Source organism: Delftia sp. JD2, assembly GCF_001682645.1.
GTDB lineage: Bacteria > Pseudomonadota > Gammaproteobacteria > Burkholderiales > Burkholderiaceae_C > Comamonas > Comamonas acidovorans.
Window position 1 is genome coordinate 16,979 of sequence record NZ_LFJT01000036.1, and the last position, 21,084, is coordinate 38,062.

At 67.6% G+C, this 21,084-nt stretch carries 18 protein-coding genes; 5 read left to right on the forward strand and 13 right to left on the reverse strand.

Annotation, left to right across the window (positions count from 1 at the left end):
• Positions 1–194: 194 nt before the first annotated feature.
• The gene (locus ACM14_RS18965) at positions 195–758 is read right to left on the reverse strand and encodes an NUDIX hydrolase (RefSeq protein ID WP_065346996.1); all 564 of its coding nucleotides are present in this window, start codon (positions 756–758) and stop codon (positions 195–197) included.
• Between the two features lie 147 nt (positions 759–905).
• The gene (locus tag ACM14_RS18970; protein WP_016445923.1) at positions 906–1,601 is read right to left on the reverse strand and encodes a fumarylacetoacetate hydrolase family protein; all 696 of its coding nucleotides are present in this window, start codon (positions 1,599–1,601) and stop codon (positions 906–908) included.
• A gap of 133 nt (positions 1,602–1,734) precedes the next feature.
• On the opposite strand from ACM14_RS18970, the gene maiA reads away from it, so the two are divergent.
• Entirely contained in the window at positions 1,735–2,400 is a 666-nt protein-coding gene (gene maiA, locus ACM14_RS18975; RefSeq protein ID WP_065346997.1) for a maleylacetoacetate isomerase, read from the forward strand.
• Complete coding sequence (gene pgeF / locus ACM14_RS18980; RefSeq protein ID WP_065346998.1) at positions 2,397–3,242, forward strand: peptidoglycan editing factor PgeF; 846 nt, start codon at positions 2,397–2,399, stop codon at positions 3,240–3,242. Before maiA ends, pgeF begins: the two co-directional genes overlap by 4 nt.
• Here pgeF and ACM14_RS18985 read toward each other — a convergent pair.
• Complete coding sequence (locus ACM14_RS18985; protein ID WP_065346999.1) at positions 3,162–3,497, reverse strand: hypothetical protein; 336 nt, start codon at positions 3,495–3,497, stop codon at positions 3,162–3,164. The genes pgeF and ACM14_RS18985 overlap by 81 nt on opposite strands.
• A 141-nt stretch (positions 3,498–3,638) precedes the next feature.
• Between ACM14_RS18985 and ACM14_RS18990 the strand changes: the two genes are divergently transcribed.
• The 3 genes from ACM14_RS18990 (at position 3,639) to phbB (ending at position 7,786) form a co-directional block, all read left to right on the forward strand.
• Positions 3,639–5,531: an alpha/beta hydrolase gene (locus tag ACM14_RS18990; protein WP_034393177.1), complete on the forward strand. Its 1,893-nt coding sequence runs from the start codon at positions 3,639–3,641 to the stop codon at positions 5,529–5,531.
• A 123-nt stretch (positions 5,532–5,654) separates the two neighbouring features.
• Positions 5,655–6,836 carry an acetyl-CoA C-acetyltransferase gene (locus ACM14_RS18995; protein WP_012205435.1) on the forward strand — a complete coding sequence of 394 codons (1,182 nt, stop codon included), beginning with the start codon at positions 5,655–5,657 and terminating at the stop codon, positions 6,834–6,836.
• Between the two features lie 212 nt (positions 6,837–7,048).
• Positions 7,049–7,786: an acetoacetyl-CoA reductase gene (gene phbB, locus ACM14_RS19000; protein ID WP_012205436.1), complete on the forward strand. Its 738-nt coding sequence runs from the start codon at positions 7,049–7,051 to the stop codon at positions 7,784–7,786.
• Between the two features lie 717 nt (positions 7,787–8,503).
• On the opposite strand, the gene ACM14_RS19005 is transcribed toward phbB, so the two are convergent.
• The 10 genes from ACM14_RS19005 to ACM14_RS19050 all read right to left on the reverse strand — a co-directional run bounded on the left by ACM14_RS19005 (position 8,504) and on the right by ACM14_RS19050 (position 21,084).
• Positions 8,504–9,478 (reverse strand): isoaspartyl peptidase/L-asparaginase family protein, encoded by a 975-nt coding sequence (locus tag ACM14_RS19005; protein WP_065347000.1) that lies wholly within the window; start codon positions 9,476–9,478, stop codon positions 8,504–8,506.
• Entirely contained in the window at positions 9,475–10,557 is a 1,083-nt protein-coding gene (locus ACM14_RS19010; protein WP_043821130.1) for an amino acid ABC transporter permease, read from the reverse strand. Before ACM14_RS19010 ends, ACM14_RS19005 begins: the two co-directional genes overlap by 4 nt.
• A 17-nt stretch (positions 10,558–10,574) precedes the next feature.
• Positions 10,575–11,615, reverse strand: coding sequence for an amino acid ABC transporter permease (locus ACM14_RS19015; RefSeq protein WP_043821132.1), 1,041 nt, complete (start codon positions 11,613–11,615; stop codon positions 10,575–10,577).
• 20 nt (positions 11,616–11,635) lie between these two features.
• A complete protein-coding gene (locus ACM14_RS19020) occupies positions 11,636–12,673 on the reverse strand; it encodes an amino acid ABC transporter substrate-binding protein (RefSeq protein ID WP_065347001.1) in 1,038 nt (345 codons plus the stop codon).
• Positions 12,670–13,608: a MurR/RpiR family transcriptional regulator gene (locus ACM14_RS19025; protein ID WP_254662091.1), complete on the reverse strand. Its 939-nt coding sequence runs from the start codon at positions 13,606–13,608 to the stop codon at positions 12,670–12,672. Before ACM14_RS19025 ends, ACM14_RS19020 begins: the two co-directional genes overlap by 4 nt.
• Positions 13,609–13,866: 258 nt before the next feature.
• Positions 13,867–15,930 (reverse strand): ABC-F family ATP-binding cassette domain-containing protein, encoded by a 2,064-nt coding sequence (locus ACM14_RS19030; protein ID WP_043821772.1) that lies wholly within the window; start codon positions 15,928–15,930, stop codon positions 13,867–13,869.
• Between the two features lie 94 nt (positions 15,931–16,024).
• Positions 16,025–17,044 carry a tripartite tricarboxylate transporter substrate binding protein gene (locus tag ACM14_RS19035; RefSeq protein ID WP_013802547.1) on the reverse strand — a complete coding sequence of 340 codons (1,020 nt, stop codon included), beginning with the start codon at positions 17,042–17,044 and terminating at the stop codon, positions 16,025–16,027.
• Positions 17,045–17,085: 41 nt separating this feature from the next.
• Positions 17,086–18,309, reverse strand: a complete 1,224-nt coding sequence (locus ACM14_RS19040) for an acyl-CoA dehydrogenase family protein (protein WP_065347003.1) — start codon at positions 18,307–18,309, stop codon at positions 17,086–17,088.
• A 1-nt stretch (position 18,310) separates the two neighbouring features.
• The gene (locus ACM14_RS19045) at positions 18,311–19,909 is read right to left on the reverse strand and encodes an AMP-binding protein (protein WP_065347004.1); all 1,599 of its coding nucleotides are present in this window, start codon (positions 19,907–19,909) and stop codon (positions 18,311–18,313) included.
• A 176-nt stretch (positions 19,910–20,085) separates the two neighbouring features.
• Positions 20,086–21,084 (reverse strand): LysR family transcriptional regulator, encoded by a 999-nt coding sequence (locus tag ACM14_RS19050; RefSeq protein WP_065347005.1) that lies wholly within the window; start codon positions 21,082–21,084, stop codon positions 20,086–20,088.

The window sequence follows — 21,084 nt, forward strand, 5'->3', positions numbered from 1 at the left end:
ACGAGCAAGAAGGAGGCCAGCTTGTGACTAAATGTGTCTGCAAGGTGACACAGGGATGACAGCCCCCCCTCCACACCCCATCCACGGCCCCACCCGCAGCCCCATCGGCGCCACGCCGGGGCATGGCCTGGCGTCACCGGGGTGCGTCCGGCACTGCCGTGCAGCACGGTAGTGCCGGACGGCGGTGCATGCGCCTACAGGCTCAGGTCGATGGAGTGCACGCGGTGCGCGTCAAGCAGGCCCGCCGCACGGTCCTCGAAGTAGCGCTCCAGCGTCACGCGCACGGTGCGAAAGGCCAGTTCCTCCCAGGGAATCTCGGCCTCGGAAAAGAGGCGGGCCTCCATGGTCTCGGGGCCTGGATAGAACTGCTCGCTGCGCAGGCGGGCGCGGTAGAACAGGTGGACCTGGCTGACCTTGGGCACGTCAACGATGGAAAACAGCGGCCCCATCTCGATGTCGGCACCGGCTTCCTCATCGGTCTCGCGCTGGGCGCCGCGCGCCGTGGTCTCGGCCAGTTCCATGAAGCCGGCAGGCAGGGTCCACAGGCCCCGGCGCGGCTCGATGTTGCGCTTGCACAGCAGCACGCGGCCGTCGTCGGTGACGGGGATGGTGCCGACCACGTTCAGTGGATTCTCGTAGTGGATGGTGTGGCAGTGCGGGCACACGGCGCGTTCGCGCGTGTCGCCATCGTCGGGAATGCGGTAGACCACGGCCGTGCCGCAGGCTCGGCAGAACTTGATGGGGCTGCGAAAAATCATGCCGACACCATGGAAGTGAAAGCGCCGCCAGACGGAAGGCAGGAAGGCTTTCCGTGCGGCGGACTGTGGGTTCAGAAAAACGAAGGCCGGCAGGCCGGGGAGCGCGCTCCCCGCTGCCTTGCCGGCCTGTCGCCAGGCACAGGGATCTCAGGCGATCTTGACGCTCAAGGGGCTCAGGCCATCGATGCGGCCTTCCAGCAGGTCACCGCGCACCACGGCGGCCACGCCTTCGGGCGTGCCCGTCATGATCAGGTCGCCGGGCTGCAGTTCCCAAGCGGCCGACAGGTGCTCGATGGTCTCGGCAATGTTCCAGATCAGCTTGCCGATGTCGCTGCGCTGGCGGTCGGCGCCATTGACCTGCAGCGAGATCGCGGCCTTGGCGATGTCGCCGGCCTCGGCTGCCGGGGTGATGGGACCGATGGGCGCGGCATGTTCGAAGGCCTTGCCGATGCACCAGGGGCGGCCCTGCTTCTTCATGTCGTTCTGCAGGTCGCGGCGCGTCATGTCCAGGCCCACGGCGTAGCCCCAGATGTAGTCCAGCGCGTCGGCGGCCAGGATGTTCTTGCCCGCCTTGCCGATGGCCACGACGAGCTCGATCTCGTGGTGCAGGTTGGAGGTCAGCGTGGGGTAGGGCATGGTGCCCGTGGTGCCGGCCTCGACGGGCACGATGGCGTCGGCAGGCTTGAGGAAGAAGAAGGGCGGCTCGCGGCCGGTGAAGCCCATCTCCTTGGCGTGCTCTTCGTAGTTGCGGCCCACGCAGTAGATGCGGTGCACGGGAAAACGCTCGGGGCGGCCCAGGACGGGTACGCTGGCCACGGCGGGCGGGTTGAAAACGTAGCTCATGTCGGTGTTCCTCTGGCGCCTTGTCTCGTGGGCGCCGCCGCAAGTGTGCCATGCCTGTGGCCCCGCAGCGGGGCAACGCGATGGCCGGATGAGCCTGAACAGACCCCGGGTCGCACGGTATGCTTTGCGGTCTATGAAGCTCCACACCTACTTCCGCTCGTCGGCCTCCTACCGCGTGCGCATTGCGCTGCAGATCAAGGGCCTGGACTATGAATCCGTACCCGTGCACCTGCTGCGCGGCGACCACAGGGCGCCGGCCTATGCCCAGCATGTCGGCGATGCGCTGGTGCCGGCGCTGGAAACCGAGGATGGCCACTGGCTGACCCAGTCCATGGCCATCATCGAATATCTCGATGAGACCCATGCCGAAATACCGCTGCTGCCGCGCGACGCCCTGGGCCGTGCCCATGTGCGCGCGCTGGCCCAGATGGTGGCCTGCGAGATCCATCCGCTCAACAACCTGCGCGTGCTCAAGTACCTGGTGCGCAACCTGGGTGTCTCCGACGAGGCCAAGAGCGGCTGGTACGTGCATTGGGTGCGCTCCGGCCTGGAAGCCTTCGAACGCCAGCTGGACCTGCTGGCCGCCGAGCGCGAGGCCGCAGGCCTGGCGCCTTCGCTGTTTTGCTGGGGCGACACGCCCACGCTGGCCGACTGCTGCCTGGTGCCGCAGATCTTCAACGGCCGCCGCTTCAACGTGAGCCTGGACGGCCTGCCACGCCTGGCGGCCATCGTCGATCGCTGCGAGGCGCTGCCTGCCTTCCAAAGGGCCCATCCCTCGGCCTGCCCCGACGCGGAATGAGCGCGGCCCGGCCTGACTCCATCCCCGGCACCATCCCCGCATCCTGGCTGGTGCCCGAGTGGCCCGCGCCGCCCGGCGTGCACGCGCTGTGCACCTCGCGCGAAGGCGGCGTCAGCACGGCGCCCTGGGGCAGCCTGAACCTGGGCGACCATGTGGGCGATGACCCGCAGGCCGTCCGCACCAACCGCCAGCGGCTGCAGGAGATCGTGCGTGACCATACGCCGGGCGCCTGCGCGGTGTTCCTGCAGCAGGTGCATGGCGTGGATGTCGCGGCCCTGGATGCAGGCAGCGCGCAGGGCCAGGCCTTCGATGCCTGCGTGACCCGCGCCTCGGGCGTGGTCTGCACCATCATGGTGGCCGACTGCCTGCCCGTGCTGCTGGCCCATCGCAGCGGTGTCGTGGTAGGCGCGGCCCATGCGGGCTGGCGCGGGCTGGCGGGCGGGGTGCTGGAGACGCTGTTCGAGCGCTTTGCAGGCCAGATCCAGACACCGCCCGGGCAAGCGGCGCAGCAGACCCTGGCCTGGCTCGGACCCTGCATCGGTCAGCGCTCCTTCGAAGTGGGAGCCGAGGTGCGCGCGGCCTTCATCGCGCATGACGCGGCGGCCGGGGCGCATTTCACCGCCGTGCCGCAAGAGGGCGGGGGCGCACCCAAGTACCTGGCCAACCTGGCCGGGCTTGCGCGCCAGCGCCTGGCGGCGCTGGGCATCACCGCCATCTACGGCAATGACGGCGGCGACGCATGGTGCACGGTGCTCAACGGCTCACGGTTCTTTTCGCACCGGCGCGACGCTGCCCGCCTGGGCAGCAGCGGGCGGTTCGCCGCCTGCATCTGGAAGGACTGAGCGCGCCTGCGTGCCGAGGCCGCTCTGCGAGGCCTGCTGCTGCGCCAGCCAGGCCTCGCGCTCGGCTAATTCGCGTGCATGGCGTTTTCGCTTGCGCGCGGGCGTGCCCATGATGTAGATCACGATGGACAGCGGCAGCAGTCCATAGAGTGCGAACGTGATCACGGCGCCGAGTATGCTGCCCGTGGGGCTGGCGGCCTCGGCCACTGCCATCATCAGAGTGACATACAGCCAGGCGATAACAACGAGATACATGGTCGAACCAAAAAAACGGGCGGGGCACGGGTTTTCGTGGAGGTCTGTGCCGGGCAAGGCGGGGCTCGCCTGGGTCACAATCAAAACGGATGCCCCGCAAGCCCCAGGCTATTGCATGGCATCCACGAACAAGGATGCAGCATGAATTTTGACCCACTCGCTGGCCTGTCAGGCCAATCCGTCCAGCAATTCTGGAACGAGCAATGGAGCCGCACGCTGCAGACACTGCAGCAGCTGGGGCAACCAGGCCTTCCGGGAACCCAGGGCATGCCAGGCATGCCGGACATGGCCCAGGCCTGGAAAGCGGCCGTCCCCGAACCCGGCGCCCTGCCCGAGAACGCGCTGTCGCTGGACCCCGAAAAGCTGCTGGAGCTGCAGCGCCAGTACCTGGATGGTGCCAAGGCCATGGCCGAACAGGGCGGCGCCCAGGCGCTGCTGGCCAAGGACAAGCGTTTCAATACCGAATCGTGGGCCGGCAATCCGCTGACGGCGGCCACGGCCGCCACCTATCTGCTCAACAGCCGCATGCTCATGGGCCTGGCCGATGCCGTGCAGGCCGATGACAAGACGCGCAACCGCGTGCGCTTCGCCATCGAGCAATGGCTGGCGGCCATGGCGCCCAGCAACTTCCTGGCACTCAATGCCGAGGCCCAGAAGAAAGCCATCGAAACCCAGGGCGAGAGCCTGGCCCAGGGCGTGGCCAACCTGCTGGCCGACATGCGCCAGGGCCATGTGTCCATGACCGACGAGAGCCTGTTCACCGTGGGCAAGAACGTCGCCACCACCGAAGGCGCCGTGGTTTTCGAGAACGAGCTGTTCCAGCTCATCGAATACAAGCCGCTGACGGACAAGGTGCACGAACGGCCCTTCCTCATGGTGCCGCCCTGCATCAACAAGTTCTACATCCTGGACCTGCAGCCCGACAACTCGCTGATCCGCTACGCCGTCAGCCAGGGCCATCGCACCTTCGTGATGAGCTGGCGCAACCCCGACGAAAGCCTGGCGCGCAAGACCTGGGACAACTACATCGAGGACGGCGTGCTCACCGGCATCCGCGTGGCGCGCGAGATCGCGGGAGCCGAGCAGATCAATGTGCTGGGCTTTTGCGTGGGCGGCACCATGCTGTCCACCGCGCTGGCGGTGCTGCAGGCACGCCACGACCGCGAGCATGGCGCAGTTGCCGCTCCGGCGGCCAAGGCGCCTGCGGCCAAGCGCGCGGCTGGCAGCCGCAGCGCCGCCCGCACATCCACAGCCCGCGCCACGGCGCCAGCTGGCGTGCCGTTTCCCGTGGCCAGCGTCACGCTGCTGACCACCTTCATCGACTTCAGCGACACCGGCATCCTCGATGTCTTCATCGACGAATCCGTGGTGCGCTTCCGTGAGATGCAGATGGGCGAAGGCGGTCTCATGAAGGGCCAGGACCTGGCGTCCACCTTCAGCTTTCTGCGGCCCAACGACCTGGTCTGGAACTACGTGGTGGGCAACTACCTCAAGGGCGAGACGCCCCCGCCGTTCGACCTGCTGTACTGGAACAGCGACTCCACCAACCTGCCCGGCCCCTACTACGCCTGGTACCTGCGCAACCTCTACCTGGAAAACAAGCTGGCCCAGCCCGGCGCGCTGACCGTCTGCGGCGAGCGCATCGACATGCACCAGCTGCGCCTGCCGGCCTATATCTATGGCTCGCGCGAGGACCACATCGTGCCCGTGGGCGGCTCCTATGCGTCCACCCAGGTGCTGGGCGGCGACAAGCGTTTTGTGATGGGCGCATCGGGCCACATCGCAGGCGTGATCAATCCGCCTGCCAAGAAAAAGCGCAGCTACTGGCTGCGCGAGGACGGCCAGTTGCCGCCCACGCTCAAGGAATGGCAGGCCGGTGCCGACGAGTACCCGGGCAGCTGGTGGGCCGACTGGAGCCCCTGGCTGGCCGAGCACGGCGGCAAGCTGGTCGCAGCGCCCAAGCAGTACGGCAAAGGCAGGGAATACACGGCCATCGAGCCGGCCCCGGGCCGCTACGTACTGGTCAAGGCCTGAGGCACAATCGTTTCGATGCTGCAGTGCAATAACGCTGCGGCTTGAATGCAGGGTGCCGCTGCCGCGAGTGCGGCAATGTGCGCCCGGGCATCCCTTCAAGAGTCCAAAGAAAGGTCCGTCATCATGGAAGACATCGTCATCGTTTCCGCTGTCCGTACTGCCGTTGGCAAGTTTGGCGGCACCCTTGCAAAGATCCCCGCCACCGAACTGGGCTCCATCGTGATCCGCGAGGCACTGAACCGCGCCAAGGTCGGCACCGACCAGGTCGGTGAAGTCATCATGGGCCAGGTGCTGGCCGCTGGCGCAGGCCAGAACCCCGCACGCCAGGCCATGATGAAGGCCGGCGTTGCCAAGGAAACCCCGGCCCTCACCATCAACGCCGTCTGCGGCTCGGGCCTGAAGGCCGTGATGCTGGCAGCCCAGGCCGTGGCCACGGGCGACAGCGAGATCGTCGTGGCCGGCGGCCAGGAGAACATGAGCCTGTCGCCCCACGTGCTGCCAGGCTCGCGCGACGGCCAGCGCATGGGCGACTGGAAGATGGCCGACACCATGATCGTGGACGGCCTGTGGGACGTCTACAACCAGTACCACATGGGCATCACGGCCGAGAACGTGGCCAAGGAAAAGAGCGTCAGCCGCGAGCAGCAGGATGCCCTGGCCCTGGCCAGCCAGCAAAAGGCCACGGCCGCACAGGACGCAGGCAAGTTCGTGGACGAAATCGTTCCCGTCAGCATTCCCCAGCGCAAGGGCGATCCCGTGGTGTTCGCGGCCGATGAGTACATCAACCGCAAGACCAATGCCGACGCCCTGGCAGGCCTGCGCCCGGCCTTCGACAAGGCCGGCTCGGTGACGGCCGGCAACGCCTCGGGCCTGAACGACGGCGCGGCCGCCGTGGTGGTGATGAGCGCCTCCAAGGCCAAGGCCCTGGGCCTGAAGCCGCTGGCACGCATCGTCTCCTACGCCACCAGCGGCCTGGACCCCGCCACCATGGGCCTGGGCCCGGTGTTCGCCTCGCGCAAGGCGCTGGAGCGTGCGGGCTGGACCGCGCAGGACGTGGACCTGTTCGAGCTGAACGAAGCCTTCGCGGCCCAGGCCTGTGCGGTGAACCAGGAGCTGGGCATCGACCCGGCCAAGGTCAACGTCAACGGCGGCGCCATTGCCATCGGCCACCCCATCGGCGCATCGGGCGCCCGCATCCTGGTCACCCTGCTGCACGAGATGCAGCGCAGCGGCGCCAAGAAGGGCCTGGCCGGCCTGTGCATCGGCGGCGGCATGGGCGTGGCCATGGCGGTGGAGCGCGTCTGAAAGGCTCAGGGAAAACGTTAGCAAGCTTTCAGGGTAGATCCTAGGCCTGCCTAGGGCCTGCCCGAAGAGAGGCGCAGCGCACGCGCTGCATACTAGCCATACGGGGGTGCCGGACCCAGAGGTTCAGGCACCCTTGGTGATAACCGGAGTCAATGCCCCGGTTGTCGTGGATAGATTGATCTGAAGCAACCATTGATTGACAGGAGAGAAGAATGGCTCAAAAAGTAGCGTATGTCACAGGGGGAATGGGAGGCATCGGAACGGCTATCTGCCAGCGTCTGCACAAGGAAGGCTTCAAGGTCATCGCAGGTTGCGGTCCGTCGCGCGACTTCCAGAAGTGGCTGGACGAGCAAAAGGCGCTGGGATACAACTTCCATGCATCGGTCGGCAATGTGGGCGACTGGGCTTCCACCGTCGAGGCCTTCAGCAAGACCAAGGCCGAGCACGGCAGCATCGATGTGCTGGTCAACAATGCCGGCATCACGCGTGACCGCATGTTCATCAAGATGACGCCGGAAGACTGGCAGGCCGTCATCGAGACCAACCTCAACTCCATGTTCAACGTGACCAAGCAGGTCGTGGGCGACATGGTGGAAAAGGGCTGGGGCCGCATCATCAACATCAGCTCGGTCAATGGCGCCAAGGGCCAGGCCGGGCAGACCAATTACTCGGCGGCCAAGGCGGGCATGCACGGCTTCACCATGGCGCTGGCGCAGGAGATGGCCACCAAGGGCGTGACCGTGAACACCGTGAGCCCCGGCTACATCGGCACCGACATGGTCAAGGCCATCCGTCCCGACGTGCTGGAGAAGATCGTGGGCACCATCCCCGTCAAACGCCTGGGCGAGCCCAGCGAGATCGCATCGATCATCGCCTGGCTGGCTTCGGAGGAAGGCGGCTATTCCACCGGCGCCGATTTTTCGGTCAACGGTGGCCTGCACATGCATTGAACCTGCAAGGGTTCGCGCTGCAAAGGAGCCTTCGGGCTCCTTTTTTGTTGGGCAGTCCCGCGGCAAATGTCCCAGAAATGACAAAACCCGCTGAAGCGGGTTCTGTGGAAGAGGGGGTCTGCACGGAAGGCCGTCAGACCGGTGGTGTCAGAGACTGGGGCACCGTGTGCGCCAGCCAGCGCCTCAGCGCTTGCGATCGCGTTCGTCTTCGGGCCAGATGGACATGATGGCAGTCGTTTGCATGGAAACTTTCTCCTGTATTGCTCTCTTAACGCGGGCCAGATTCAGCTGGTTGACAGGTTTTTAAAAAATTTTCGAAGGAAGTCGAAACTTTTTTGTGACCCGGTTTTCAGGCGTTGCGGGGGCCGCGCTTGCGGTCACGGTCATCCCATGGCCAGACAGCTTGGGCCAGCGCAGCGGCTGCAAAGCGGGTCTGCAGGGCGGTGTGGAAAAAGATGTCGGTCATGTGCAATCACTCCTTTGTTGCGTGTTCAACGCGGGCAAGTGGCTGCAGGTTGACTCAGGGATTGCCCCAGGACGCAAGCAATTGCAAGCCTGGAGGTGGTGATCTGTCAGTTTGAAGACAGATTTCTGGCGCGTTGAGGAAAAACCCGTTTCCTGACAGAGGCTTACGGGCACGGCGGGCCAATGCCGATGCTGTTACGCCTCGTTGCCCGCAGTGCGTGGGCACAGGTCAACCCGGGGCGAAAACGTCCATCAGGCAAAAATCAGGGTCACGGCAGGCGCGTCGTCCACGATGTAGCCGCGGTACATGCCGGCGCTGTTGAAGGGGCAGTGCACGCGTCCGTGGCTGTCCACGGTTACCACGCCGCCCTGGCCACCGATGTGTGTCAGTGTGCCCCGCACTGCGGCGTCGGCTGCGAGTTCCAGGCTTTGCCCCAGGTAGCGCATGCGCGCATGGATGTCGTGCGCGATGGCTGCGCGCAGGAAATGCTCGCCGGTTCCGGTGGCCGCCACGGCGCAGGTGGTGTTGTCGGCGTAGAAACCTGCGCCCACCACGGGCGTGTCGCCCACGCGCCCGGGGCGCTTGTTGGTCAGCCCGCCGGTGGATGCCGCGGCGGCCAGGTTGCCATGCACATCGCGCGCCACGGCGCCGACCGTGCCCATCTTGCCGTTCTCGTTCAGCGGAGCAGGGTGCGCCGCCAGTCCGCTGGCGTCGTGGTCCAGCAGCGCGGTCTGGCCGGATTGCGCCTGCACCCGGCGCAGCTGTGCCAGGCGCTCGGCAGAGTCGAAGTAGCCTGCATCCATCCGCGCCAGCCCACGTTCATCGGCAAACCGCTGCGCCCCTTCGCCGACCAGGAGCACGCACTGGCCGTCGTCAAGAACATGCCGTGCCAGCGCAATCGGATTGCGCACCTGGCTGACGGAGGCGACTGCGCCGGCCCGCAGGTTGCTGCCGTCCATCAGGCCGGCATCCATCTCGTGGCGCGCGTCGCGCGTGTACACGGAGCCGCGCCCGGCATTGAACAGCGGGCAGTCTTCCAGGGACTGGCACGCGGCCTGGACGGCGTCCAGCGCGCTGGCGCCGCGCCGCAGCAGGGCGGCGCCCGCCTCCAGCGCCTGGGCCAGCGCGGTGTGGTAGGGGGCCTCGTCGGCCTGGCCCTGGATGACGGTGCCTGCACCGCCGTGCACGGCAATGGAAAATTTTCGGGAGTTCTGCGACATGTTCATTGGAGTGCGTAGCGCGATTCCAGGAAGCGGCCATAGCGGGCGATGCCCAGGCCGATGAGCAGGTAGACGGCGCAGACCACCATGTACATCTCCACGAAGTACGCAATCCAGTGGGGGTCGCTCATGGCCATCTTCAGGGAGCCGGTGATGTCGTAGATGTTCACGATCGCCACCAGGGAGGTGTCCTTCACCGCGCCGATGAAGTTGCTCACCGTGGGCGCGATGGTCACGCGCAGCGCCTGCGGCAGGACCACGTGGCGCAACACCTGCACCCTGGTGAAGCCCATAGCCTGGGCCGCCATGACCTGGCCCTGAGGCACGGCCTGCAGCCCGCCGCGAAACACCTCGGCAAGATAGGCGGCGCTGAAGGCCGCCAGGCAGACGGCGATGCGGACCATGGGGTCCACCCGCCACTGCGCGGGCACCAGCATGGGCAGCACGAAGGCCCCGAAGAACAGCAGCGTGATCAGGGGCACGCCGCGCACGGCCTCGATGAAGCCCGTGCACAGGATGCGGATCAAGGGCAGGCTGGAGCGCCGGCCCAGCGCCAGCAGAATGCCCAGCGGAACGCCGGCCAGGCAGGCGATCACGGCAAGGAACAGGGTCAGCGGCAGGCCGCCCCACAGATCGCTGGGCACGGGTGCCAGGCCAGCCACACCGCCCGCCATCAGCACGCCAAAGCCGGTCAACCCGGCCAGCAACATTGCCATGCCGGCGCGGCCGAAGAAGCGCGGCAGTGCCGCCACCCCCACGCTGCCCAGCAGCAGCAGGCTGGCGGTGACGGGGCGCCACTGTTCGGCCATGGGGTAGCGCCCCAGGAACACCAGACGGTACTTGTCGCGCACCACGCCCCAGCAGGCGCCGGCCGCAGCGCGGCATGTGTCGGGGTTGGCTGCGGTTTCGGCGTCGAGCAGGCCCCAGGCCAGCAGCTTCCAGCCCGCCCACAGCGCGGCCAGCAGCAGCGTGGCGGTGATGAGCCCGGAGAGCGCATCCGGAAACAGGCTGGCGCGCAGGCGCTGCGCCAGCGGAACCCGGGGCGGGGCCACCGGCAGGGCCGGTGCGCGGAGTACGGCACTCATGGGCAGGTCTTTCCCGGCTAGCGTGTGATGAAGGCACTGCGCTGGTTGAAGGCATTCAATGCCAGCGAGGTCAGCAGGTTGATGGCCAGGTAGACCACCGCGATGATGGTCACGCACTCGATGGCCTGGCCGGTCTGGCTCATGGCGGTGTTGGCGACCATCACCACGTCGGGGTAGCCGATGGCCACGGCCAGCGAGGAGTTCTTGATGGTGCTGAGCGCCAGGTTGGTATAGGGGGGAATGATCACCCGCAGGGCCTGCGGCAGCACGACCAGGCGCAACTGCTGGCCGCGGCGCATGCCCAGGGCCGAGGCGGCATTCCATTGCCCGCGCGGCACGGCCTGCAGACCGGCGCGCACGATTTCCGCGCAATAGGCGGCGGCATACAGGCCGAGGGCTCCTACCAGGGCCAGGAATTCCGGCGTCAGCGCCAGTCCTCCGTCGATGCCGAACATGCCCGGCTGCGGCGAGCTCCAGTGCCAGCCCGCCGCGCTGTCGTACACCGGGCCGGGCAGGGCCAGCCCCGCCTTGCTCAGAAAGCCCAGGGGGCCGATGGCCAGAGGGTGGTCCACATCGGGCAGCAGCGAAGTCAGCGCGAAATACCACAGCAGCACCTGCACCAGCAACGGGATGTTGCGCGCCACATCGACATAGAGGCGCACGGCGCCGCGCAGCAGCGGATGCCTTGCCACGGCGGCCACGCCCAGCAGCAGGCCCAGCACGGTGGCCAGCACGAGCGCGGGCACGGCGGCGCGAACCGTGTTGGCCACGCCGGCTGCGACCGCACGCAGGTAGCTGTCGCCGGGCTCGTAGGGCAGCAGCCCTTCGGAGATGGAAAAGCCGGCCGTCTGCTCCAGAAAGCCGAAGCCCCCGGCAATGCCGCGCGCGGCCATGTTGCGGCTGGCGTTGTGCGCCAGCCAGCCCAGCAGCAATATCAGCAGCCAGCCGATGGCGAGCTGCAAGGCCAGCCGGCCCCAGCGTGGCCGGGTGGGGGCCGGTGGCTGCCGTGCCCCGGCGTCGATGGCATTCACGGCTTTCACAGCATTCACGGCGTTCATGGCAGGGTGCCCTCGGCGCGTCAGTTCATCGGCGGCGACATCATCAGGCCGCCCTTGGTGAACAGCGCGTTCTTGCCGCGCGGCACGTTCAGGCCCGACCTGGCGCCCAGGTTGCGCTCATAGCTCTCGCCATAGTTGCCCACGGCCTTGACAATGCGCAGCGCCCATTCCTTGTCCAGCCCCAGCTGCTTGCCCAGGTCGTCGCTCTGGCCCAGGAAACGCTTGACCTGGATGCTGTCGGAGCGGGTCTTGAGCTCGTCGGCATTGGCCTGGGTGATGCCCAGTTCCTCGGCCTCGATCATTGCGTTGAGTATCCAGCGCACGACGGCGAACCATTCGTCGTCACCGCGGCGCACGGCCGGGCCGGCCGGCTCCTTGGAGATGACTTCGGGCAGGATCACGTAGTCGTCGGGGTTGGCCAGCTCCTTGCCGCGCAGCACGGCCAGGGCGCCGAGGTCGCCTGTATAGGCCTGGCAGCGTCCGCTGCTGAAGGCCTGCAGGGCGGCTTCGGGGTTGTCGAATACCACCGCCTTGTAGTTGAGCTTGTGGGCGCGAAAGTACTCCGACAGGGTCTTTTCCGTGGTGGATCCGCTGATCACGCAGATGGTGGCGCCAGAGAGCTGCTTGACGCTGTTCAGGCCGGGCTTCTTCCTGGCCATGAAGCCCTGGCCGTCGTGGAAATTGATGCCCGCCCACATCAGGCCCAGGCCGTTGTCGCGTGTGAAGGTCCAGGTGGTGTTGCGTGCCAGCAGATCGATCTCGCCGGACTGCAGCGCCGTGATGCGTGTCTGGCCGCTGGTGGGAATGAACTTGACCTTGCTGGCGTCACCCAGGGTGGCTGCAGCCACGGCACGGCACAGATCCACGTCCAGCCCGGACCAGTTGCCGCTGCCGTCGGCGAGCGCAAAGCCTGCGCGCCCCGTGTGCACGCCGCAGGCCACGGCGCCGCGCTGCTTGATGCCGTCCAGCGTCTTGCCAGCGTGGGCCGGCGCGGCAGCGAGTGTGAAGAGGGCGGCCATCGATGCAAGCGCAAAGCGCAGACGGGCAGGGGCGTTCATGGTGAATCCTTTCCAGCGGGATGAGGGGCCTGGGGTTGCGGCTTGCCTGCCGCCGGCGAAGCGGTATCGGCGTCCGGAGTCAGGTAGGGAAGCACCGACTCGGACAGTTCGACCAGACTGCGCACGGCCTGGGGCGTGGCGCGGATGACCTGGGTGGCCAGTGCCTCGACCATGGCCATGGCCGCCATTGGCGATGAAGGCAGCAGGGGATGCGAGGCGGGCGCCAGCAGCGTGTAGTCGGCCTCGCGGGCTAGCGGACTCGTGGCCTCGTCGGTGATGGCGATGGTCAGGGCGCCCCGCTGGCGTGCGTGCCCCGTCAGCGCGACGGCTTCGCGCGAGTAGCGCGGCAGGGAAATGGCGATCAGCACGTCCTGCTCCGTCAGCCCTGTCATGCGGCGTACCGCCTGTTCCGATCCGCCTGCGGAGGTCACTTCCACCACCTGCGGCAGATAGGGTTGCAGCACGTCGGCGCCAAAGGCCGCCACATGGTGGGAGCTGCCGAACCCCATGAAGAGCACACGGCGTGCGCGGCAGATGCGCTGGGCCAGTTGGTCGAGCAGGCCGGGATCGCAGGCCTGCGCAGCCGCCTGCAGGTTGCGCTGCGTGTGCCCGAAAGCCTGCTCGCCCACGGCACCAGCCGTGGCGGCCTCGGGCCCATGCGCCGCGCGCAGCTTGTTCACGGGCTCCAGGGCCTGTTGCAGCTGGCGGCCCAGGTGCAGGCGCAAATCGGCAAAGCCTTCGTAGCCGGCGTGCTTGGCGAAGCGGTTGACGGCAGCCAGGGAGCCACCGCAGGCATTGGCCACTTCCTCGGCGCTCAACGTGACGGCCAGCACCGGATGCGCGGCCATCCAGCGGCCGACCCGGGCGACGGCCGGCGAGCCATCGACGCTGGCGCGCAGCAGTTCCTGTACGGCGGGGTGGGGGTGGAGTTCCATGAATGAATGAAAGTGAATGGTCTCTTTCATTCATTATTTTTTAAGAATGAAATCTTTCATTCAGGAGAAACCCTGAACCGAACGATCCATGCGTTCCGCTGGCTGCGGGGGAGTGCGGGGGCGTGAGGGGAGTGGGGGGGAGGGCAGGGCCTCAGGGGCGCACTTCGGCTGGGCAGAAGTGGAGCGCCGTCTTCACGCGGGACGACGCTTGTGGCAGGCGGTCCTATTGGACCGCCTGATTTTCGAGAACGACTGGAATCAGTCGGAAATCGCGGCCGACAGCTGCTCGATCTGCTCGCTCAGTTCCAGCCAGCGCTCTTCCAGGCTGTCGATCTCGTCGTTGCAGGCCTTGAGGCTGCGGCCCGTCTCGGCCATGTCGGCGGGCGAGATGGGCTGGCTCAGCAGGCCCTCGAGCCGCGTGCGCTCGGCCTGCAGCTGGGGCAGGCGCTTGTCCAGCTGTTCCAGTTCCTTCTTGAACGGGCGGGTCTTTTCGGCCATCTGCTGGCGGGCCAGGGCCGCCAGGCGCCGTTGCTCGCGCTGGTCTCCGGCACTGGCGGCCGGCGGCGTGGGCGGGGCAGCGGGAGCCGGGGCCAGCGCCGCAGCAACGGGGGCCTGCACTGCAGGTGCTGCAGCTGCTGCGGGCTCCACCTGCGCTGCCGCCTTGCTGGTGGCCGCAGCCGCCTGTTCGGCCTTGCGGGCCTCTTCGCGCAGGCGGCGGGATTCTTCCAGCAGGTAGCGCTGGTAGTCGTCCAGGTCGCCGTCGAAGGGGCCGACCACGCCACGGCCGACCAGCCAGAAGTCCTCGCAGACCGAGCGCAGCAGCGCGCGGTCGTGGCTGACCAGCATGACGGTGCCGTCGAAGTCGTTGATGGCCATGGCCAGGGCCTCGCGCGTGGCCAGGTCCAGGTGGTTGGTGGGCTCGTCCAGCAGCAGCAGGTTGGGGCGCTGCCAGACGATCATGGCCAGCACCAGGCGGGCCTTTTCGCCGCCGCTCATGCTGCCCACGGCCTGCTTGACCATGTCGCCGCTGAAATTGAACGTGCCCAGGTAGCTGCGCAGGTCCTGCTCGCGGGCCTGCGGGCCGGTGGCGCCGGTGTCCCGTGCCAGGCGGATCATGTGCTCCATCGGGTTCTCGCCGGGGCGCAGCACGTCCAGTTCCTGCTGGGCGAAGTAGCCGATGTTCAGGCCCTTGCCTTCGGTCACGGTGCCGGCCAGTGCCTTCATCTCGCGCGCAATGGTCTTGACCAGGGTGGACTTGCCCTGGCCGTTGGCACCCAGGATGCCGATGCGCTGGCCCGCCAGCACCGAGCGGTTGACGCCGCGCAGGATGGTGGTTGCCTGGCCTTCGTCGTCCAGGTAGCCGAATGCGGCGTCCGTGATCGCCAGCATGGGGTTGGGCAGGTTGGCCGGCGGCTTGAACTCGAAGGTGAAATCGGCGCTGGCCAGCATGGGTGCGACCTTTTCCATGCGCTCGATCTGCTTGACGCGGCTTTGCGCCTGCTTGGCCTTGGAGGCCTTGGCCTTGAAGCGGTCGATGAACTTCTGCAGGTGGGCGATCTTGTCCTGCTGGCGCTCGAACGAGGCCTGCTGCAGCAGGATCTGCTGGGCGCGCAGTTCCTCGAACTTGCTGTAGTTGCCGCCATAGCGCGTGACCTGCGCGTTTTCGATGTGCAGCGTGGTGTTGGTGATGGCGTCCAGGAATTCGCGGTCGTGGCTGATCACGACCAGGGTGCCGGGGTAGCGCTTGAGCCAGGCTTCCAGCCAGACCAGGGCGTCCAGGTCCAAGTGGTTGGTGGGCTCGTCCAGCAGCAGCAGATCGGAGGGGCACATCAGCGCGCGCGCCAGCTGCAGGCGCATGCGCCAGCCGCCGGAGAAGCTGTTGACGGGGTGCTCCAGCTCGGAGACCTTGAAGCCCAGACCCAGGATCAGGGCCTGTGCGCGCGGCACGGCGTCGTGCGCGCCGGCGTCGGCCAGGTCCACGTGGGCATGGGCGATTGCCATGCCGTCCTCGCTGGCCTCGGCGGCCGCGAGCTGGGCGTTGAGCTCGCTCAGGCGGGTGTCGCCGTCCAGCACGAACTGGGTGGCCGTCTCCGAGGTCTCGGGCATGTTCTGCGCGACCTGGCCCAGGCGCCATTGCGAAGGGATGGAGAACTCTCCACCGTCCTCGGCCAGGCTGCCGTTGAGCAGGGCGAACAGGCTGGACTTGCCGGCGCCATTGCGTCCGACAAGGCCGACTTTTTCACCGGGGTTGATGGAGACTGAGGTGCTGTCCAGCAGCACGCGGGTGCCGCGGCGCAGGGTAATGTTGCGAAGGCTGATCATGAATGGGCAGGATTATCCCAGCGATTGCGCCAGGGCAGGATTGCCGCCCGCCATGCCCGTGCCCGGCCACGGTGCAAAGCCCTGGTACCAGGCCCTAGATCGGCTGTATGCCCACGCGCTGCATCATGGACTGGGTGAACTGGATCTCGCGCTCGAAGCCCTTGGCATAGGCGTCGGCGCTGGTGATGGCGACCTTGCCGCCTTCCTGCTCCAGCAAGGCGATGACCCTGGGCTGCCTGAGCACCTCCTCCAGCGCCGTGCGCAGCCGCTGGACGATGGGCTCGGGCGTGGCGGCCGGCACGGACACGCCGCCCCAGGACGTGAGGTTGACGTTGGGCACACCCAGCTCGGCCAGGGTCTGCACCTGGGGCAGCTTGGCGTTGCGCTGCGGCCCGGCAATGGCCAGCGGCACCAGCTTGCCGGCCAGCACCTGGGGATAGGCCACGGAAAACAGCGGGGCGCCGAAGGCCACCTGCTGGCCCAGCACGGCATTGACCAGCTCGGACGCGCCCTTGTAGGGCACATGGTTGACCTGCAGGCCCATGCTGGAGGCCAGCATCTCCACGCCCAGGTGCGATGGCGTGCCCACGCCGCCCGAGGCATAGTCCAGCGCGCCGGGTTTGGCCTTTGCGCGAGCGGCCAGGTCGTCCAATGTGCGCATGCCCGAGTCGGCATGCACGACGACCAGGATGTCCGAGCGCGACATGCCCAGCACATGGCGGAAGTCCTTGAACACGTCGTAGCCCGGGCTTTTGTACATGCGCATGGCGGCGGCCATGGGCGAGCCCGAGTACAGCAGGGTGTAGCCGTCTGCCGGAGCCTTGGCCACCTGGCGTGCGCCGATGTTGCCGCCCGCGCCTGCGCGGTTGTCTATCACCACGGGCTGGCCCAGCTGGGCGGACAGCGCCTCGGCCACGATGCGCGCGGCCGTGTCGGGGCTGGTGCCGGCCAGGTAGGGCACCACCCATTTGATGGGGCGCGTGGGCCAGGCGCTGTCGTGTGTGGTGGCTGTGGCGGCTGTGGTGGCCCAGGGCAGGCCTGCGGCAAGCGATGCGGCGCCCGCAGCGCGCAGGAATCGGCGTCGGTCCGGCCTTTGGGATGGATTGTCTTGCATGGCGTTGTCTCCTTGTCTTTTCGCTTTCATGCCGGCCAGCCTCAGGCGCCGGCCCGCTCCAGCAGTTCCTTGGCGATGGTGTTGCGCTGTATCTCGCTGGTGCCCGTGAGCACGCGGTACATGCGCAGCATGCGGAACAGGAATTCCACGCGCCGGCCCTGGACGATGCCTTCGCCGCCATGGATCTGCACGGCGCGGTCTGCGATGCGGAACGCCGTCTCCGAGCAGAACAGCTTGCTCATCGAGGCCTGGGCGCGCGCATCGATGCCGGCGTCGATGGCGCGGGCCGTCTGCACCATCAGTGCGCGCGCCGCTATCCATTCGGTGGCCATGTCGGCCAGCATGTGCTGTATGGATTGGAACTGGGCGATGCTGCGGCCGAATTGCTGGCGCCCCAGCGCATAGTCGCGCGCATCGCGCAGCGCCACCTGGGCCAGGCCCAGCATGGCCGGGCAGTGCAGCAGGCGGTTGACGGTGATGCGGCCCAGCGCCAGGGCCAGGCCCCGGCCCGGCTCGCCGATCAACTGGGCAGCGGGCACGCGGCAGCCGTCGAGCACGATGTCGCCCGTGCTCGATTGACCGGCCATGGTCTTGTAGCCGCTGACCACCTGCACGCCCGGTGCATGCAGGTCCACGAAGAAGGCGCTGATCTCGCGCTGCGGGCTGCCCTCGGGCGCGGTCGAGGCCATGAGCACAGCCAAGTCGGCGAACGGCGAGCCCGAGATGAAGCGCTTGCGGCCGTGGAGCACGTAGTGGTCGCCTTCGAGCACGGCGCGCGTCTCCAGCGCGCCCGCGTCCGAGCCGGCCGCCGCCTCGGTCAGCGCAAAGCAAATGGATTTCTCGGCGCGCGCCACGGGCAGGATGAACTGCTCCATCTGCCGCGGCGTGGCCTTGCGGATCAGCGCGCCTATGCGCGGCGGGCCGCTGAGTTCGCCCAGCACATGGGGAGCGAAGGGCGAGCCCGTGGCGTAGATGGCCTCCTTGACCAGCACCTGGTCGAGCACGGACAGGCCGGCGCCGCCCATGGCCTCGGGCAGGGTCATGCCGTAGAAGCCGCGCGCATGCGACAGCTTCCAGACCTGGCGCAGCAACTCGGTGGAGGCGCTGTTTTCATGGTCCACGCCATGCGCGCGGGCGAGGTCGGCCAGTTCGCCGTAGATGAAGGCGTTGAGCGCGTCGATCAGGCCGGCTGCGCGCTCGGAGCCTTCAAAAGGCATTTCCAGCAGGGCAGCGTTGGCGGCGGGGAGAGTGTCTTTGGCGTTCATCTCAGTTCACCTTGCGGGCGTGGTTGGCCCAGTAGGGCGCCTGCACGGCGCGGCGCATGACCTTGCCGTTGGGGTTCTTGGGCAGCTGCTGCACGAATTCGATGTGGCGCGGGCGCTTGAAGCCGCCCAGGCGCTCCGCGCAAAAGCGGTCCAGCGCGGCGCTGTCGCCGGCCAGGCCGGGCTTGAGCACGATGTGGGCGGCCACAGCCTCGCCCCATTTGTCGTCGGGAATGGCGAACACGCAGGCATCGGCCACCGAGGCATGTTCGTAGAGCACGGACTCCACCTCGGACGGATAGACGTTGAAGCCGCCGCTGATGACCATGTCCTTCTTGCGGTCCACGATGTAGACAAAGCCCTGCTCGTCCATGCGGGCCAGATCGCCCGTGTGGTAGCGGCCGTTCCTGAGCACCTCGGCTGTCAGCTCGGGCGCGCGCCAGTAGCCTGCAAAGACATCGGCGCCGCTGACCACGATTTCGCCGATCTCGCCCTCGGACACCGGGCGGCCCTCGTCGTCCAGCACCTCGACCAGGGATTCCAGGAAGGGCCGTCCGCAGGAAGCCAGCCGCTCGGGGCGCGATGCACGCGCCTGCAGGTGGTCCTGCACCGTCAGGCCGCAGACGCCGGAGGTGGTCTCGCCCGCGCCGTAGCCCTGGGACAGGATGGGGCCGAACACGTCCATGGCCTGCAGGATGCGTGCCGGCGCCATGGGCGCTGCGCCGTAGCCCAGGCGCAGCAGGTCGGGCAGGGGGCGGTAGCGGCCGCCGATCTCGGCCAGCAGCATGTTGATCATGGTGGGCACCATGAAGGTATGGGTCACGCGCCGCGCCTGCATCTCGGCCATGAAGGCGCCAGGCTCGAAGCCCGAGAACAGGTGGATGGTGGCGCCCGTGCACAGCGCCGGCACCATCTGCATGCCCGAGGCGTGCGTGACCGGACCGACCAGTCCCAGCACGTGGCCGGCCTGCATGCCCTCGCCGCGCATCAGGAATTTGCGCAGCTGGGCCAGGCGGTTGCCGAAGGTCTGCATGGCGGCCTTGAGCACGCCCGATGAGCCTGAGGTGTAGTGCAGCACGGCCACCTCGTGCTCGTGCACGGCCACGGGCTGGAAGCGGTCGCTGGCGCGGGCGAGCAGGGCCTCGTAGCTTTCGCCGGCGGGGCCGTCCAGCAGCAGCAGGCGCACGTCGGCGGACTGCAGGTGCGGCTTGAAGGCCTCGGCGCGCGCTGCGGTGGTCACGATGACGGCGGCATCGCTGTTGGCCGCGATATCGCCCACTTCGCGCGGCGAAAGGCGTGCGTTGAAGGGCGCCTTGATGAGCCCGGCCTTGTAGCAGGCGATCTCGATCTCCACGATTTCCACGCAGTTGGGCAGGTAGATGCCCACGCGGTCGCCACGGGACAGGCCCAGCGCCGCCAGCGCATTGGCCAGCCGGTTGGAGCGCTGTTCCAGCTCGGCATAGCTGATGCTGCGCGCGGCGCTGGTCACGGCCGGCTGCGCGCCGTGGGCCTTGCAACTGCGCGCGACCAGTTCGCCGACATTGGGGATGGGAAGGGAGTGGGAATGGGTGTGGCCTGCGGTGGGCCGGGATGTCTCGTGCATGGCATTCCTTGGCTGAAGCCGCGCGTTTTGCGCGGCGTGCCATGCACTGTTCCAGAAGAGGCCTGGAGCGGGGAAATACCGTTTAGTGATTCAGGCGCATCAGAAAAATTGATGTCCAGATCAACCCTTGCGGTATTTGCTGATGACCCCGTGCCCAGACCCCTGCGGTCATGCCGTCATGCCTGCTGCCAGCGTGCCTGCCAGATGCCGGCCGTTATGAGTTGCCGGGCCTGTGCCATCAGCGCCTGCTGGACCACCTGCAGCGCCGGGTCGCTGCTGCGGTTGGCCTGCACGGCCAGGAAGTAGCGGCGCAGCAGTTCGGGCGCCGTGACCTGGGCCACGATCCAGCCGTGCTGGATGGCCGTGGGCGCAGCCTTGGCTTCCTCGCGCAGCCAGGCGGGCGCATCGCTCAGCGAGCAGGCGGGCGTGAAGGTGAAGCCCGCGCCGCAGTGGTAGAGCGAGCGGATGACGCGCGCTGAATCGTGTTCGTGGACGATGTTCAGCCGCAGGTCCCGTGCGTCGGCCGCGGCCTCCACGGTCTGGCGGATGGAAAAGCGCCGCGACTGCAGCACCAGCGGCAGTTGGCAGGCGTGGGCAAAGTCCATGTGCGGCAGGCCGCCGTCCGGCGCGGGGCGCAGCAGCGGGGCCACGCTGCCATCGACATCCTGGCCGCAGACGCAGATGGATTCCTCGGCCATGGGCTGCACCTGCATGTCGTGCAGGCTGGCCGTGTCCACGAGGATGGCCAGGTCTGCGCGCCGGTCCAGCATGGCCTTTTGCACCATGAGGCTGAGGTCGTCGAGCACAAAGATGCGTATGCGCGGGTGGCTGTTGCGCAGGCTGGCGATCACGGGGCCGGCCAGCAGGCTGGTCAGCAAAAAGGGCAGGGCGATGGTGACCGAGCCTTCGGGGCCCTGCGGCAGGCGCTGTATGCGCTCGCGCATGGCATCGGCGTCGGACAGCAGGCGGCGTGCGTCCTCGTACAGCTGGGCGCCGGCCGGCGTGGGGGTCACGCCGGCGTGGCTGCGCTCCAGCAACTGGGCGCCCAGCTCGCCTTCCAGCTTCTTGATCTGCGCCGTGAGCGCGGGCTGGGCCACGTACAGCGAGTGCGCGGCGCGCGAGAGGCTGCCCGCCTCCAGCACCGCGATGAAGTAGCGCAGCGCCCGCAGGTCCAT

Excerpts from the sequence above, each read along its gene's own strand:
- ACM14_RS18965 (WP_065346996.1), bottom strand. The coding sequence starts at position 758 with ATGATTTTTCGCAGCCCCATCAAGTTCTGCCGAGCCTGCGGCACGGCC.
- ACM14_RS18970 (WP_016445923.1), bottom strand. The coding sequence starts at position 1,601 with ATGAGCTACGTTTTCAACCCGCCCGCCGTGGCCAGCGTACCCGTCCTG.
- maiA (WP_065346997.1), top strand. The coding sequence starts at position 1,735 with ATGAAGCTCCACACCTACTTCCGCTCGTCGGCCTCCTACCGCGTGCGC.
- pgeF (WP_065346998.1), top strand. The coding sequence starts at position 2,397 with ATGAGCGCGGCCCGGCCTGACTCCATCCCCGGCACCATCCCCGCATCC.
- ACM14_RS18985 (WP_065346999.1), bottom strand. The coding sequence starts at position 3,497 with ATGTATCTCGTTGTTATCGCCTGGCTGTATGTCACTCTGATGATGGCA.
- ACM14_RS18990 (WP_034393177.1), top strand. The coding sequence starts at position 3,639 with ATGAATTTTGACCCACTCGCTGGCCTGTCAGGCCAATCCGTCCAGCAA.
- ACM14_RS18995 (WP_012205435.1), top strand. The coding sequence starts at position 5,655 with ATGGAAGACATCGTCATCGTTTCCGCTGTCCGTACTGCCGTTGGCAAG.
- phbB (WP_012205436.1), top strand. The coding sequence starts at position 7,049 with ATGGCTCAAAAAGTAGCGTATGTCACAGGGGGAATGGGAGGCATCGGA.
- ACM14_RS19005 (WP_065347000.1), bottom strand. The coding sequence starts at position 9,478 with ATGAACATGTCGCAGAACTCCCGAAAATTTTCCATTGCCGTGCACGGC.
- ACM14_RS19010 (WP_043821130.1), bottom strand. The coding sequence starts at position 10,557 with ATGAGTGCCGTACTCCGCGCACCGGCCCTGCCGGTGGCCCCGCCCCGG.
- ACM14_RS19015 (WP_043821132.1), bottom strand. The coding sequence starts at position 11,615 with ATGAACGCCGTGAATGCTGTGAAAGCCGTGAATGCCATCGACGCCGGG.
- ACM14_RS19020 (WP_065347001.1), bottom strand. The coding sequence starts at position 12,673 with ATGAACGCCCCTGCCCGTCTGCGCTTTGCGCTTGCATCGATGGCCGCC.
- ACM14_RS19025 (WP_254662091.1), bottom strand. The coding sequence starts at position 13,608 with ATGGAACTCCACCCCCACCCCGCCGTACAGGAACTGCTGCGCGCCAGC.
- ACM14_RS19030 (WP_043821772.1), bottom strand. The coding sequence starts at position 15,930 with ATGATCAGCCTTCGCAACATTACCCTGCGCCGCGGCACCCGCGTGCTG.
- ACM14_RS19035 (WP_013802547.1), bottom strand. The coding sequence starts at position 17,044 with ATGCAAGACAATCCATCCCAAAGGCCGGACCGACGCCGATTCCTGCGC.
- ACM14_RS19040 (WP_065347003.1), bottom strand. The coding sequence starts at position 18,309 with ATGAACGCCAAAGACACTCTCCCCGCCGCCAACGCTGCCCTGCTGGAA.
- ACM14_RS19045 (WP_065347004.1), bottom strand. The coding sequence starts at position 19,909 with ATGCACGAGACATCCCGGCCCACCGCAGGCCACACCCATTCCCACTCC.
- ACM14_RS19050 (WP_065347005.1), bottom strand. The coding sequence starts at position 21,084 with ATGGACCTGCGGGCGCTGCGCTACTTCATCGCGGTGCTGGAGGCGGGC.